The sequence below is a fragment of the Kribbella sindirgiensis genome (assembly GCF_004331435.1).
Lineage (GTDB): Bacteria > Actinomycetota > Actinomycetes > Propionibacteriales > Kribbellaceae > Kribbella > Kribbella sindirgiensis.
The window spans coordinates 1-14,063 of sequence record NZ_SJKA01000038.1; the positions used below are offsets into that span (position 1 = coordinate 1).

12 protein-coding genes are annotated in these 14,063 nt (G+C 68.3%); 11 read left to right on the forward strand and 1 reads right to left on the reverse strand.

Translation table 11 applies throughout. The features are described from left to right. The first annotated feature begins 589 nt into the window (after positions 1-589). The 8 genes from E0H50_RS42510 to E0H50_RS42545 all read left to right on the forward strand — a co-directional run bounded on the left by E0H50_RS42510 (position 590) and on the right by E0H50_RS42545 (position 9,015). The gene (locus E0H50_RS42510; RefSeq protein ID WP_131297096.1) at positions 590-1,726 is read left to right on the forward strand and encodes a Cmx/CmrA family chloramphenicol efflux MFS transporter; all 1,137 of its coding nucleotides are present in this window, start codon (positions 590-592) and stop codon (positions 1,724-1,726) included. 27 nt (positions 1,727-1,753) lie between these two features. Continuing rightward, entirely contained in the window at positions 1,754-1,954 is a 201-nt protein-coding gene (locus tag E0H50_RS42515; RefSeq protein WP_130382983.1) for a cold-shock protein, read from the forward strand. 58 nt (positions 1,955-2,012) lie between these two features. Further along, on the forward strand, positions 2,013-3,161 hold the full coding sequence (locus E0H50_RS42520) for an L-histidine N(alpha)-methyltransferase (RefSeq protein ID WP_131297099.1): 1,149 nt from the start codon (positions 2,013-2,015) through the stop codon (positions 3,159-3,161). Next, positions 3,158-3,718, forward strand: coding sequence for a hypothetical protein (locus tag E0H50_RS42525; protein ID WP_131297102.1), 561 nt, complete (start codon positions 3,158-3,160; stop codon positions 3,716-3,718). Before E0H50_RS42520 ends, E0H50_RS42525 begins: the two co-directional genes overlap by 4 nt. A 129-nt stretch (positions 3,719-3,847) precedes the next feature. Continuing rightward, entirely contained in the window at positions 3,848-5,863 is a 2,016-nt protein-coding gene (locus E0H50_RS42530) for a ligand-binding sensor domain-containing protein (RefSeq protein WP_131297105.1), read from the forward strand. A 90-nt stretch (positions 5,864-5,953) separates the two neighbouring features. Next, positions 5,954-7,219 carry an extracellular solute-binding protein gene (locus E0H50_RS42535; RefSeq protein ID WP_131297107.1) on the forward strand — a complete coding sequence of 422 codons (1,266 nt, stop codon included), beginning with the start codon at positions 5,954-5,956 and terminating at the stop codon, positions 7,217-7,219. After that, a complete protein-coding gene (locus tag E0H50_RS42540) occupies positions 7,216-8,142 on the forward strand; it encodes a carbohydrate ABC transporter permease (RefSeq protein WP_238151722.1) in 927 nt (308 codons plus the stop codon). The genes E0H50_RS42535 and E0H50_RS42540 overlap by 4 nt, the downstream gene beginning before the upstream one ends. Continuing rightward, a complete protein-coding gene (locus E0H50_RS42545; protein WP_131297110.1) occupies positions 8,143-9,015 on the forward strand; it encodes a carbohydrate ABC transporter permease in 873 nt (290 codons plus the stop codon). It abuts the gene before it with no gap. 68 nt (positions 9,016-9,083) lie between these two features. Here the strand turns inward: E0H50_RS42545 and E0H50_RS42550 are convergent, their stop codons facing one another. Continuing rightward, positions 9,084-10,046: an LLM class flavin-dependent oxidoreductase gene (locus tag E0H50_RS42550; RefSeq protein WP_131297112.1), complete on the reverse strand. Its 963-nt coding sequence runs from the start codon at positions 10,044-10,046 to the stop codon at positions 9,084-9,086. A gap of 96 nt (positions 10,047-10,142) precedes the next feature. Here E0H50_RS42550 and E0H50_RS42555 point away from each other — a divergent pair, with 96 nt between their 5' ends. The 3 genes from E0H50_RS42555 (at position 10,143) to E0H50_RS42565 (ending at position 13,664) form a co-directional block, all read left to right on the forward strand. Next, positions 10,143-11,261 (forward strand): mandelate racemase/muconate lactonizing enzyme family protein, encoded by a 1,119-nt coding sequence (locus E0H50_RS42555; RefSeq protein ID WP_131297115.1) that lies wholly within the window; start codon positions 10,143-10,145, stop codon positions 11,259-11,261. A gap of 11 nt (positions 11,262-11,272) precedes the next feature. After that, positions 11,273-12,226, forward strand: a complete 954-nt coding sequence (locus E0H50_RS42560; RefSeq protein ID WP_131297117.1) for a dihydrodipicolinate synthase family protein — start codon at positions 11,273-11,275, stop codon at positions 12,224-12,226. A gap of 214 nt (positions 12,227-12,440) precedes the next feature. Next, positions 12,441-13,664 (forward strand): response regulator, encoded by a 1,224-nt coding sequence (locus E0H50_RS42565; protein ID WP_131297119.1) that lies wholly within the window; start codon positions 12,441-12,443, stop codon positions 13,662-13,664. The last annotated feature ends 399 nt before the right edge of the window (positions 13,665-14,063 follow it).

The window sequence follows — 14,063 nt, forward strand, 5'->3', positions numbered from 1 at the left end:
AGCTCTCGCGGCATCACAGTCAAACCGGCTTACCGAGCGGCCCACCCCATCTTCCCACCCCCGAGGAGTCGGCGAAGCAGACAAGAGCTTCTGATGTGTGGGTGGTTGGTTGGAGCCGACGCGGGCGGCCGAGGATGCGTTCTGGACAGGACGTGTCGACTGGCTGGGTAGTGCACCTGAGCGTGATCACGCCCGCGCGTACAGCGTCCCACCGGTGCTCTACCCGTCGAGCCGCCCCGCCCCAGCCAACCCCGTCGCCGCCGTGGCCCTCCCCAAACCAGTTTGGGGAGCGCTGGGGACTGGGAACAGGCAATGGTTACTCGGGACAGGTAATACCAGGTGCCTACCCACCATTGCCTGTTGCCTGATCCCCAGGACAGCCGCAATAACCTGTTCAAGCCCCCGCGATCCCCGACCCCGCAGTACGCCGCGCCTAACTGGGTGGACGGTAGGTACGCCGGTTCTCTAAGCTCCACGGCGTGACCAGCCCGGAGGCGGACAGATCGTAGCCACCGGCCGTTCCGTGTAACTCGCCCGGAACCGCCGGAGACGACTCATACCCGTCTTCTCATGGTTGCGGAGCATTTCCATGCCTTTCGTGCTGTACCTGCTTGGCCTGGCCGTTTTCGCCCAGGCGACTTCTGAATTCATGCTCTCCGGGCTCGGCCCGGGCGTCGCCCACGACCTGGGCGTCTCGATCCCCACCACCGGCTGGCTGACCTCCGGGTTCGCGCTCGGGATGATCGTCGGCGCCCCGGCGGTCGCGGTCCTCGGCGGCCGCTGGCCGCGCCGCCGGACGCTGCTCGTGACGTTGGCCGTGTTCCTCGCGGTCCACGTCGTCGGCGCGCTGACCAGCGACTTCACGGTCCTGCTGGTCACCCGGGTCCTCGCGGCCCTCGCGAACGCGGGCTTCCTGGCTATCGCACTCGCCACCGCCGCGTCCCTGGTCCCGGACGCGAGGGGCCGTGCGACGTCCGTCCTTCTCGGCGGTACGACGCTCGCGTGCATCGTCGGCGTACCGGCGGGTGCCGTGCTCGGCCGGTACCTCGGCTGGCGGTCCGCGTTCTGGGCGGTCGCGATCATCTCGCTCCCGGCGCTGCTCGGGATCCTGCGCTCGGTCCCGAACCGTGCGACCGGCCCCGCGACTGCCCCGAGGTTCAGCGTGACGCCACGGCTCGCCGTACTGCTGCTCCTCGGAGCACTCGTGAACGGCGCGACGTTCTGCTCGTTCACCTACCTCTCGCCGGTGCTCACCGAGGTCACCGGGCTCGGGGTGGGATGGGTCCCGGTCATGCTCGCGCTGTTCGGGCTCGGCTCGTTCGCGGGCGTCACCGTCGCCGGCCGGTACGCCGACCGTCGCGACGACCGGCTCGTACTCGTTGCCGGTGGCATCTTGCTGCTCGGGTGGTGCGCCTTCGCCTTGACCACGGCGTACGTCGTACCGACCGTCGCGCTCGTCCTCGTCCAAGGGGCGTTGTCCTTCGCGGTCGGCTCGACGCTGATCTCGTACGCCCTGTACGCCGGTACCGCGTCACCCGTGCTGACCGGCGGACTCGCCACCGCCGCCCTCAACGTCGGCGCCGCCGCCGGACCGCTGCTCGGCGGGCTCGCGATCGGGTCCGGAACCTTCCGCGGCCCGCTGTGGGTCAGCGCGGCACTCGTGGGCACTGCCCTCGTCGTGGGAACGGCTTCCATTAGGATTGTGGATCGCGAGGGGCCCGGGTGAAGCGGGTCCCGTGGTCTAGGAGTTCCGATGGTGCGCGGCACCGTGAAGTGGTTCAACGCCGACAAGGGCTACGGTTTTCTGGCCGTCGACGGGCAGGACGACGTGTTCGTGCACTGGAGCAAGATCGTCTCCGACGGGTACAAGACCCTCGAGGACGGCCAGCACGTCGAGTTCCAGATCGTCGACGGACCCAAGGGCCGCGAGGCCGACGCGGTAACTCCTGTCTGAGCGGACACCCACCGTCGGTAACCGGTAACCTGACCTCTCATCGTGTGAGGGGTGAGATGTGACAGAGCCGGTACCTGTGATCCGGAAGCTCGAGCATGCGCTGGCCGACGACGACTTCGCCTGGTCGCTGGTGCTGACCGGTGAGGACCAGACGGACAAGCTCGCGACGCTGACCGGCGACCTGCGCGGACCGTTCTCCACGACCGGCGACGGCAAGCAGATCACCTCGGGCTTCTCCTACTGGGGTATCGGCCCGACGATCGCCTGGGCGAACGCCACCAACGACCCGTTCTACCTGGTCATGAAGGCCGGCGCCGAATCGTTCCTGCGGCACTGGCGCAAGGTCCGGCCGCACGTCGAGAACGGCGGCTTCCACGTGGTGAGCCTCGGCGTCGGCACCGGCGTGAAGGACCGCACGATCCTCAGCGACATGCGCCGGCACAACCGGAACATGTACTACATCCCGGTCGACATGAGCTCGGAGATGCTGCGGATGGGCACGCAGCCCGCCCGCGACGCCCGGTTCCCGGTGGCCCAGGTGCTGCCGGTGCAGCTGGACTTCTCGATCGCCGACAACATGGAAGAGCTCGGGCAGATGCTGGCCCGGCTGGTCGGCGACGAGCCGATCCTGTTCACGCTGACCGGCAACACGCTGGCCAACTTCGAGAGCGACGAGGAGCTGCTCAGCACGCTCACCCGGGGCCTGCGGCCGCAGGACCGGCTGCTGCTCGAGGTGGCCAGTACGACGCGACTCGACCAGGAGTCCGCCGACGCGGCCGCGGACGAGTACCACCAGACCCGCGCGTTCGCGGAGTTCGTCACCAGCACCCTGCGGTACAACACCGACCTCAAGATCAACAACGACCTGGTCAAGTTCGTCGGCGAGGTCGAGGACGAGGACGCGCTGCTGGTGAAGATCTACTGGCAGAACGACACCGGCGAAGAGATCCGGATGGAACTGCCGGACCACACCGAGGCAGTGCTGCCGATCGGCGACACGATCCGGCTCTACACCACCCGCAAGTACTCCACGACCCGGCTGAAGCGGCTCACCGAAGCCTGCCGGCTGACGCCGGTCGAGGCGATCCAGTCCCAGTTCCGGTACGCCCGCCGTCCGAACCCGTTCGGCCTGGAGCTGCTGCTGCTCGCACCGGAGGGAGCCGGCGAGACCGCACGCAGCCTCGCCGACGACATCTGGGCAACATGAGGCGGACCGTCGTCAGTGTCGTGACGTACGGCCTGCTCGCGCTGGCCTTCGTTCTCGGCGTCCTGTGGTTCTTCTGGCCGGAGGGTTCGCGCTGGGAGCCGGCCGTCAACTCACTCACGCTGGTCGCCGGGCTGACCGGCATCTTCGTCGAACGGCTGACGGCCGAGGCGGAACGCCGTACCGAGGTCCTGCGCGCCGTCGTGAACGAGCTGCGCGAGAACACCAGGCTGCTGAACGACGAGCGGTTCTCGCCCGATACGCCGACCACCCGGCAGGTGTACCCGCGGCTGGTGGTGTCCGCGGTCGATCTCGCGCTGGTGTCCGGTGCGCTCGGCCTGCGCCGGGACGCCGAGCTCGTCGGCCTGCTGCACCGTTGGCGGGACACCGTGCACCTGTTCAACCGGCGGCTCGACCTGACCGAGATCAGCACCTTCTCGAACACGATCTCGGCGGCCGAGCTGGCCGCGTTCCACCGCGCGCTGCACCGCGAGGACAGCTACTTCGCGGCCACCCGCGAGAAGCTGCAGAAACTGCTCGACGCCCTCCCCGAGCTTTAACGGCCGAGGCCGTAACCGGGCCTGTTGCTGTCAGTAGCTGCAAATTGTGCCGAGCCGTTGACTTGGCCACGCCGCGAGAGCTTCACTTTCGGACAGGACCGTAAATACGGCACCCCGGAGGCAATTCGTATGCGATCAGTCCGCTCACTTCTCGCACTGGCCCTCGTCGCTCTGCTCGGAACCACCCTCACCACACCGGCACAGGCCGGCCCGCAACCACCGGTCGGCACGGTCGTCTCACTCGGTACGCCGCTGTCCGACGTACTGCTCATCGGCGGCACCGTCGCGCCCGGCCCGAACGGCAAGACCGCGATCTGGAACGTGTCCACCGGAAGTCCGGCGTACCTGAACGCCATCGACCCGGCGACCGGCGACAGCCTGCTCTCGGTGGCGCTGCCCGGCGCGGACGGCAGTTACGCGGTGGCCGCGACGCCGGACGGCACGATCTACGTCGGCACCTACAACAACGGCCACCTGTACCGGCTGCGGCCGGGCGGCAGCGTCGAGGACCTCGGCCGTCCGATCGCGTCCGAGTCGTTCATCTGGCGGATCACCACCGACGACCAGGGCAACGTGTACGGCGGGACGTACCCGAACGGCAAGGTGTTCCGGTACGACGACAAGACCGGCGCGATCCGCGACTACGGCACGGTCCTGGCGGGCCAGACGTACGTCAAGAGCATCGACTACGCGGGCGGCAAGGTGTACGCCGGCACGATGCCCGACGCGCACATCCTGGAACTCGACGTGAGCACCGGCGCGGTCACCGAACTCCCGTCCCCGCCCGGTCTCGGCGACCCGTCCGACAAGGTCGTCTACGACCTGAACGCCCGCGGCGGGCGCGTGTACGCGCGGATCAGTACGGCGTTCCCGGGCCCGCTGTACGTCTGGGACATCGCGTCGCGGACCTGGGTCGACGAGATCCCGAACGCGCACGGCCTGGACATCTCCCCGATCGGCGCGGACGGCTCGCTGTACCTGATCCAGAGCAGCGAACTGAAGAAGTACGACCCGGCCACCAAGACCCTGACCGGCACCGGCCTGACGTTCACCGGCCGGATCCAGAACGCCCGCTCGATCGGGTACGCCGACCTGAACCTGCCCGACTACCCGGGCACGAGCGTCGTCGGCACCCTGTGGCGCGGCGAGGAGTTCCGGTACAACCCGCAGACCGGCAAGTCCGAGATCTTCGTGACCAAGGTCCGCCGGGAACCGATCGAGATCCTGTCCGTCGCGGGCGGCAGGAACAACATCTACGCCGGCGGCTTCCTGAACGGCGGCGTGTCCGTGGTCAACCCGACCACGGGTGAGGCCAAGTTCAACCGGTTCTCGCAGGTCGAGGCCCTGATGGAGGGCTCGAACGGCACCGTCTGGGTCGGCGCCTACCCGGAGGCCCGCCTCTACTCCTACGACACCACGAAGCCCTGGAGCAGCCCGGAGTACTCCCCCGGACCGCCCGGTACGCCGGACAACCCGAAGCAGCTGCTCAACCTGAAACCCGACCTGCTGCAGACCCGCGCCCGCGCGCTGACCGAGGTGAACGGCAAGATCGCGGTCGGCACCGTCCCCGACGGCGACCGGCTGGGCGGCGCGCTGGTGATCTACGACCCGACGACGAACACCGCGGAGAAGTACCGCAACGTCGTCCAGGACGAGTCCGTCTTCGGCCTCACCTCGCACTGCGGCATCGTGTACGGCGGTACCTCGATCGCCGGCGGCCTGACCACCACCCCGCCGACCCGGGAAGCGGGCACAGTGTTCGCGTGGGACGTAGCCAACAAGAAGAAACTCTGGGAGACCGTGCCGGTACCGGGCCGCGCGACAGTGTCCTCGGTCACGATCGGCCCGGACGGCCTGCTGTGGGGCGTCGCCGGCAAGACCGTGTTCGCGGTGGCCCCGGACAGCGGCAAGCTGAAGAAGTCCTTCACGCTCGGGACGACGAACTCCAGCGGCGACATCGTCGCGACCTCGGAGGCCGTCTACGTGAGCATCGACCTGAACAAGATCTACCGGATCGCACCGGGGAAGAACTCCGTCCCGACGGTGTTCGTCGCGCACGCCCACCGGCGGCTCGGCGTCCGGGGAGACCACCAACTGCTGATGACGAGCGGCTCCGAGCTGTTCCGGATTGATATCAGCCGTTGACAGCGGAAATTCGACCCGACTACTTTCGGTCCTGACCGTTATTCGGTTCCACACATTCCGGCCCTGACTTCCGGACACCCTGGGGGTGCGATGAAATCCACCGTCCGCCGCATCGCGGCACCACTGACGGCGCTAGTTCTCGCCGCCGCGCTCAGTTCCTGCGGCGGAGGCGACGACGGCGGCTCGACCAGCAAGAAGAGCGTCACGCTCTGGATGTACCCGGTGATCGCCGACCAGGCGGCCAGCGACGCCTACTGGAAGAAGGTCGAGACCGACTTCGAGGCGGCCAACTCCGGGATCGACCTGAAGCTGGAGAACCAGCCGTGGAAGGGCCGCGAGGAGAAGGTCGCGGCGGCGTTCTCCGGCGGGAAGGGTCCCGACGTCCTGCTGATGATCCCGGACCAGATCCCGCAGTACGTGAAGAGCGGCTCGCTGGAGCCGGTCGACGACGCGGTCGCCCCGGAGAAGGACAAGTTCCTGCCGGCCGCGATCCCGGGCCTGACCGTCGAGGGCAAGGTGTACGGCGCCCCGATCTACCACACGGTCACGACCACGATGTACAACAAGACCGTCCTGGCCAAGGCCGGGATCAGCAAGCCGCCGGAGACCTGGGACGAGATCAAGGCGGCCGCGCCGAAGCTCAAGGCCGCCGGGTTCTCCACCCTCGACTACTCGGCCTCGCCGGAGGCGACGCTGAACCTGAACTTCTACCCGCTACTGTGGCAGGCCGGCGGGAAGGTGTTCGCCGACGACGGCAAGACCGTCACCTTCAACCAGGCGCCCGGCCTGGAGGCGCTGACCTTCCTGAAGAGCCTGTGGGACGAGGGCGCGATCCCGAAGACCGCGCTCACCGCGGGCAACGTGGTCGCCGACTCGCCGTTCGGCAAGGGGCAGGTCGCGATGGCGATGACGAGCGTGCCGGCCGACGTGGCCACCGTGTCGGCGACCTGGGGCAAGGCGAACGTCGAACTCGGCACGCCGCTGACCGGCAAGAAGCAGGTCGGCTTCGGGCTCCCCGGCGGCCTGGTCGTGAACGCGGCCTCGGAGAACGTCGACGGCGCGAAGAAGTTCCTGTCGTTCATGATGCAGTCGGCGCAACTGGACGCGCTCAGCAAGGCGTCCGGGTTCTACTCACCGCGCAGCGACGCCAAGTCCGAGTCCACCGACCCGAACGCGGCGAAGTTCAAGGACGCGCTGCAGTACGCGATCCCGGGTGAGCCGAACCCGTCGGCACGACAGATCATGTCGTTCCTCAGCACCGAGATCCAGGCAGTCCTGACCGGCAAGAAGCAGCCCCAACAGGCCCTGGACGACGCCGCCAAGCAAGCCAACGACCTCCTCTCGAGGCAGCGTTGACCAACACGCAGGACACGGTCGCGGGTCGGGCGGGACCCGCGGCCGGCCGGCGACCTCGCTTCGGACCGCGCCGGCGGCCATGGGTCGGGTTGTTGTTCGTCGCGCCGATGCTGGTGCTGTTCCTGCTGTTCCGGTTCTTGCCGGCGATCGGGGCGTTCTTTCTTTCGTTGACCGACTACCGGATCAGCGGCAAGTGGGACTTCATCGCGCTCGACAACTACACGCGCCTGCTGTCGGACAACGTGTTCCACGAGGCGCTGCTGGTCACCATCACCTACACGGTGATCTTCGTCCCGCTGACAGTCCTGCTGTCGCTCGGTACCGCCGTACTGCTCCACCAAGTGGTGTGGAACCGCGGCTTCTTCCGCGGAGTCTTCTTCCTCCCGTACGTGACCAGCATCGTGCTCGCCGCAGTGATCTGGAAGTGGATCTACGACGCGCAGGACGGCCTACTGAACTCCGTCCTCGGCCTCGTGAGCATCGGCCCGATCGACTTCCTCAGCCAATCGAGCACCGTGCTGCCGTCAATCGCGGTCACCTCGGCCTGGAAGGGCTTCGGGTACTCGATGCTGATCCTCCTCGCAGGCCTGCAAGCGGTCCCGAAGTCGTACCTCGAGGCCGCGATGATCGACGGCGCGGGCACCTGGCAACGGTTCCGGTACGTGACCCTGCCGCAGCTGCGCCCGGTGCTGTTCTTCGTCCTGGTGATCGAGACCATCGGCGCGTTCCAGGTCTTCGACGCGATGTACGTGATGACGGGCGGCGGCCCGGTGCGGTCCAGCTACTCGCTCGTGTACTTCCTGTACGACAGCGGTTTCAAGTACTTCGACTTCGGATACGCGAGCGCGATCGGTCTGGTGCTGTTCCTGATCGTGCTGATCGTCTCGCTCGTACAGCGCCGGCTCGTCGGGAGGGACGACTAGATGGCTCAGGTACTCGACCGCCCGCCGGTCCGGCCGGTAGTGGAGGCCCCGGCGGCGGGACGGCGTACGGCGGGCCGGCTGACGTTGCCGACCTTACTGACGCTGACCGCGATCGTGACCATCGTGCCGTTCGCGGCGATGGTGCTGGTCGCGTTCGCGCCGCCGAGCGGGCAGACGTTCCCCGGCGCGCTGAACCCGGCGAACTTCACGCTGGAGAACTTCTCGAAGGTGCTGTCCAGCTCGGACATCCCACGCTGGACGGTGAACTCGCTGCTCTACTCGCTGGTGTCCGTGGCGTTGGTGCTGCTGTTCGCGTCGATGGCCGGGTACGCGTTCGCGAAGAAGAAGTTCCCCGGCCGGGAGATCATGTTCTGGGCGTTCCTCGCCACGTTGATGGTCCCGTTCCAGGCGACGCTGATCCCGTCGTACATCCTGGTCGCGAAGCTGGACTGGGTGGACAGCTACTGGGGCCTGATCGTGCCGACGCTGGCGAACTCGCAAGCCGTGTTCCTGATGCGTCAGTTCATCCTGCAACTCCCCGACGAACTCTTCGAAGCCGCCGAGATCGACGGCGCCCCCGAGTGGCGGATCTTCACCATGATCGTCCTGCCGCTGGTCCGCCCGGTCCTGGCGACACTGGGCATCTTCGTCTTCCTCTGGCACTGGAACGACTTCCTGTGGCCACTCGTCATCGGCCAGTCCGGCAAGATGCAGACCCTCACCGTCGGCCTGGCCACCCTCCAAGGCCAAGCCGTCCCCATCAACCAACTCATGGCCGGTGCCACCATCACGGTAGTCCCCAGCCTCCTGGTCTTCGGCCTCCTCCAGCGCTACCTCACGGACTCCATCGCCATGTCCGGCCTCAAGGCCTGACTGGGAACACCCCCTGGCCTCTGGGAACAAGCCATTGCATGTCCCCAGTCACCGGCGGGTGTTCCCAGTTACAAGTTGCCGAAGGCCTCGATGGCGCGGAGGGCGTCGGATTGGGGCATGCCGGGGGGTTGGATGCGGAGGATGATGCCGTCGGCGCCCATCTCCTCGTAGTGCGCCAAGCGGTCGGCGCATTCGGCCGGGGAACCTATGACGCTGCGGGACACGATGTCGTCCCAGCCTTGGGTGTAGCGGGCTGCGTCTGTGGACGTGCGTTTCCAGCCGGTGTAGGCGTCGTACAGGTCCCGCAGAGGCTCCTCCAGGGCCTGCCTCGCGTCCTGGGACGTGGGGGCGCAGTACCCCTCCCGGCAGAGGATGACCTCCTGGCCCAGCGACGCGTCCCCGCGCGGGTACGACAGGTACTCAGCGATCTTCCCCGGCAGGTCAGCGTCGAGTTCGTTGAACGACGTGGTCCACCCGTCGCACATCCGCGCCGTACGTTCCAGCACGGCCGAGACCCGCCCGCCGTTCCACAACCGCGGCCGCGGCGTCTGCACCGGGCGTGGCGAGAGGTACGCGTCCTGGATCGAGGTGAACTTCCCGTCGTACGTCACCTCGTCCGACGTCCACAACCGGGTGAGGATCTCCAGCCCTTCCTCGAACCGCGCGACCCGCTCCGCCTGCGTCACGCCGTACAGCGCGAACTCCTCCGGCCGGTACCCGAGCACGAGCCCGGCCGTCAGCCGCCCGCCGGACAGTACGTCGATGTGCGCCAGCGTCTCCGCGAGCACGACGGGGTCGTACAGCGGCGCCACGATCCCCGCCGTGGCGATCCCGATCCGGGACGTGTGCGCGGCCAGCCACGTCATCGACGTCAGGATCTCGTGGTACCCGGGCCGGTGCAGGTGCCGTTCACCGAGCACGACCCACTCGAATCCGGCCTCCTCCGCAAGCTTCGCCTGCTCGACCGCGTCCGCCAATTGGGGCCGCTCATCAGGGGTGCCGTAGAGGTTGAGATAGAGACCCAGCCGCATCAGAGGTGCCACCTTCCGTTGACAGGGAGCGCTTAGGGTATTTACGGTCTTGACCGTAAATGCTTTCCGCCCAGATTGCGACCCCTAGGAGCCGGTATGAGTCTTGCAGCAGAACCGGCGGGGTTCCCCGACGGGGGATCGGCCGCGCCGATCAGTGCGATCAAGACCCGCGTGGTGAGCGCGCCGTACCGCCGGCCGTTCCAGATCAGCAGCGGGGTGAGCAACGAGTTGATCAGCCTCGTCGTCGAGGTGCACACCGCGGACGGCGACGTCGGGATCGGCGAGACCTCGCCGATGACGGCATACACCGGTGAGACGCTGGCCGGCGTCCAGGCGGCGATCGAGGAGCACCTCGCGCCGGCGCTGGTCGGTCGCGACCCGCTCGACCGCGCGGGTGCTCACGTCACGATGGACGGCGTGCTGCGCGGCCAGCAGGTCGCCAAGGCCGGCCTCGACATCGCCCTGTTCGACCTCGCGGGACGGATCAGCGGCTGGCCGGTGCACGCCCTGCTCGGCGGCAGCGTCCGCGACCGTGTGCAGACGACGTGGGTGGTCGGCCTCGGGACGCTCGACGAGATGGCCGCCGAGGCCGCGGAGTACGCCGGTCGCGGGTTCATGCACCTGAAGGTCAAGGGCGGCCACGACCCGGCCAAGGACCTCGAACTGATCCGCGCCGTCCGCGCCGCGATCCCCGCCGACGCGGAGCTGTGCCTCGACGCCAACGAGGGGTACGACGCAACCACGGCCCTCCCGTACCTCGCCAAGATGAGCGCGGCCGGGCTCACCCTCCTCGAGCAGCCCCTCCCTCGCTGGGACCTGACCGGGCTCGTACGGCTCCGAGACCGCCTCGACGTCCGCGTCATGGTCGACGAGAGCATGCATTCGCTGCACGACGCTCTGGAGATCGCACGGCGCGGTGCAGCCGACGTACTGAACATCAAGATCCTCAAGGTCGGCGGGCTCCATCGCGCACTGCAGATCGCCGCGGTGGCCGAGGCCGCGGGGCTCGCGGTGAAGGTAGGGTCGATGCCGGAGCTGGGTGTCGCGACGCTGGCCGCCGTACACCTGGCCGCCGCCGTACCCGGAGCGACCGTCGCGGCGGACCTGGTGGGGCCGTTGATGGTCGACGAGGACCCGCTGGCCCCGACCGTGTTCGCCGATTGCGACGGGTGGATCGACGTACCGAAGCGGCCCGGTCTCGGGCACGACGTGTGAGAGGTCAGCTGATGCATCCACTGGTCGAACGGCTCCGCGGCACACTGCTCCCGGCCGTCGTCACCCCGATCGACTCCGACGGCGTCGTCGCGTACGACGCCTTGTCCGCGTACGCCGTCTCGCTCACGAAGCATGCTGTCGGCGGTGTCGCGGTGTGGGCGCACACCGGGCGCGGGCTCTACCTCAGCCCAGGCGACCGCGCGAAGGTGCTCGAGACGTGGCGGTCCGCTACCGACGTACCGATCGTCGCCGGCGTCGGCGTACCGAAGTCTTCAGCCGCGGAGACGCTGGAGCAGGCGGCCGACGCGACCGTGGAGATGGCGCGGGCCGCTGCGGCCGGCGGGGCCGACGCGGTGATGGTCTATCCGCTAGCAGCGCTGGGAGAATTGCCCGACGGGCACGCACAAGCGGTCGCGCTGCACGAGCGCGTGGCGGCCGAGAGTGGACTGCCGCTGGTCGGCTTCTACCTGCACGGCGAGGCCGGCGGGTACCCGTACTCGCCCTCGTTGATCCGGGATCTGCTCAGCCTGGACGCGATGCTCGGCGTGAAAACCGCGACGCTGGACCGCGCGATCGGGTGCCAGGACGCGATCTGGGCCGGGCGCGGCAGCGGGAAGCTGCTGATCACCGGCGAGGACCGGATGTACGGGCCGTCGTTCATGTGGGGCGCGGACACGGCGCTGGTCGGGATCGCGTCGGCGCAGGTAGAGCTGTCGTCCGCCGTACTGCGGGCCTGGACGGCCGGCGACCACGCGGCGTTCCTGACCGCGTCGGACCGGCTGGACCGGTTCGCGGCGGCGACGTTCTACGCGCCGATCGAGGGCTACGTCCAGCGAATGCTCTGGGCCGCCGAATGGGAAGGCCTGGTGCCGGCCGCGGCCGCGCACGACCCGTACGGACCGGGACTTCCCCTGGGCGAGCGTGAGCTGGTCGTCCGCTGTTTGGAGCAACTGCACGGACAGTGAGGTGGCGCGCTCCCTCCTACGCTCCACCACACCTGCGCTCCCTGGACTCGCCTCAGGGGGTAGCGGCAATTGTGGTCTTGACCGAAACTAGGAGAGCAAGGCCTGAACGTCAAGATCTCGGAGCCCGCTGCGCTATTCTGCGACTTGAGGGCCAGACCAGAAGTCGTCGGAGGACAGCCTTGAGGATCTGCGCGGGTATCGGGCGGGTTGACTGATGGCGCTGGCGGTCGGGGTCGTCGGGCCCGAGGACCTGGTCCAGCGGGTGACCGTTGTCGGCGCGCCGAGCGGGACCGTGCTCGTGCCGCTGGCGTACCGGCACGAGACCGAGGCGGTCGCGCTCGTCGAGCAGGCGCAGGGTGAGGTCGACGCGTTCCTGTTCACCGGCGTCGTCCCGTACACGATCGCCACCGAGGCCGGCGTGATCGACCGGCCGGCGATGTACGTCTCGTACGACGGCGCGACCCTGCTACGGGCACTCGTCGAGCTCTTGCGGCTCGGGCACAACGTCACCCAGTTCTCGATCGACACGCTGCGGCGGTCCGAGGTGCTGGAGACCCTGATCGAGGCGAAGCTGCCGACCGACCAGATCCAGGTGCTGCCGTACCGGCCGGGTCTGACCTCGGACGACATCGTCGAGTTCCACCGGACGGCCCGCGAGAAGCACGACACGAAGGTCGCGATCAGCTGCCTGGGTTCGGCGTTCCATCTGATCGAGAACGAGATGCCGTCGGTCCGGCTCGCGCCGTCGCGGTACTCGATCCGCTCCACCCTGCAGGCCCTGATCCTCACCACGACCGGCCAGCACGTCGGCGACGCCCAGGTCGCGCTCGGCATCATCGACCTCCCCGAACCGGACGACGCCCTCGCCGCCGACCTGATCACGCTCGGCGGCAGCCTCGCCGCCCTCCCCGACGGCCGGCACCTCGTCGTCACCACCCGCGGGCTCCTGGAGCAGGCGACCGAACAGTTCTCCCGGATGCCCCTGCTCGACAACCTCGCGGCCCGGCACAGCACGGCGTACGTCGGTTTCGGTGTCGGCCGTACGGCGGCTGAAGCCGAGGCGCTCGCCCGTCGCGCAGTAGGCCGCGCCGCCTCGATCGGGTCCGTCGCCGGTGTCGTCTCGATGTCCGACGACGTCGAGATCGTCATCGAACCGTCCGGCGACCAGCCCTCCGGCGCCCGCGGCACGGAAAGCCTCCCGCTGCTGGCCCGCCGAGTCGGCCTCAACACCCAGACCCTCGCCCGGATGCGCGAACTCACCGCCACCCTCCCCGACGGCCTCACCACCCAGGACGTCGCCGACCACCTGGCAGTCCAACTCCGCACCGCCCGCCGAGTCCTGAAACGCCTGGAACGCGCAGGCCTCGCCGCCCCCACCGGCACCCAACAACACGGCCGCACCGGCCGCCCACCCACGGTCTACCTGATCCGCCTGTAGCGGCTGGGCTTTGCGGAAAGAAATTTGCACCTACTGCCGAAAATGTTCCGCAAAGCCAGGGTCCCGCGACCGAAGTTCGCGGCATACGGCCGGCCTCGCGTTGACACGCACTGACACCCGCCGGAACCAGCTCCCCGAACCGGCCCTCCTTGAACCCCGCTCCTCCCCAAACCGGTTTGGGGAGTCCTGCCCTCCCGATTCGGGTAGTACGGCTCCCCAGTTCACGCAGAGAGTCTCCCCAAACCGGTTTGGGGGAGGCTTTGCACCAGAACTGGGGAGTGCTACTGCCCGATTCGGGAGGGCAGCTTCAGGGGATTGTCGCAACGCCTGAGTTTGGAGGGTGTTGTGGCGGAGAGGTTGTCGCAGGCGCGGCGGCGGGTGGTGCTGGACTTGTTGAGT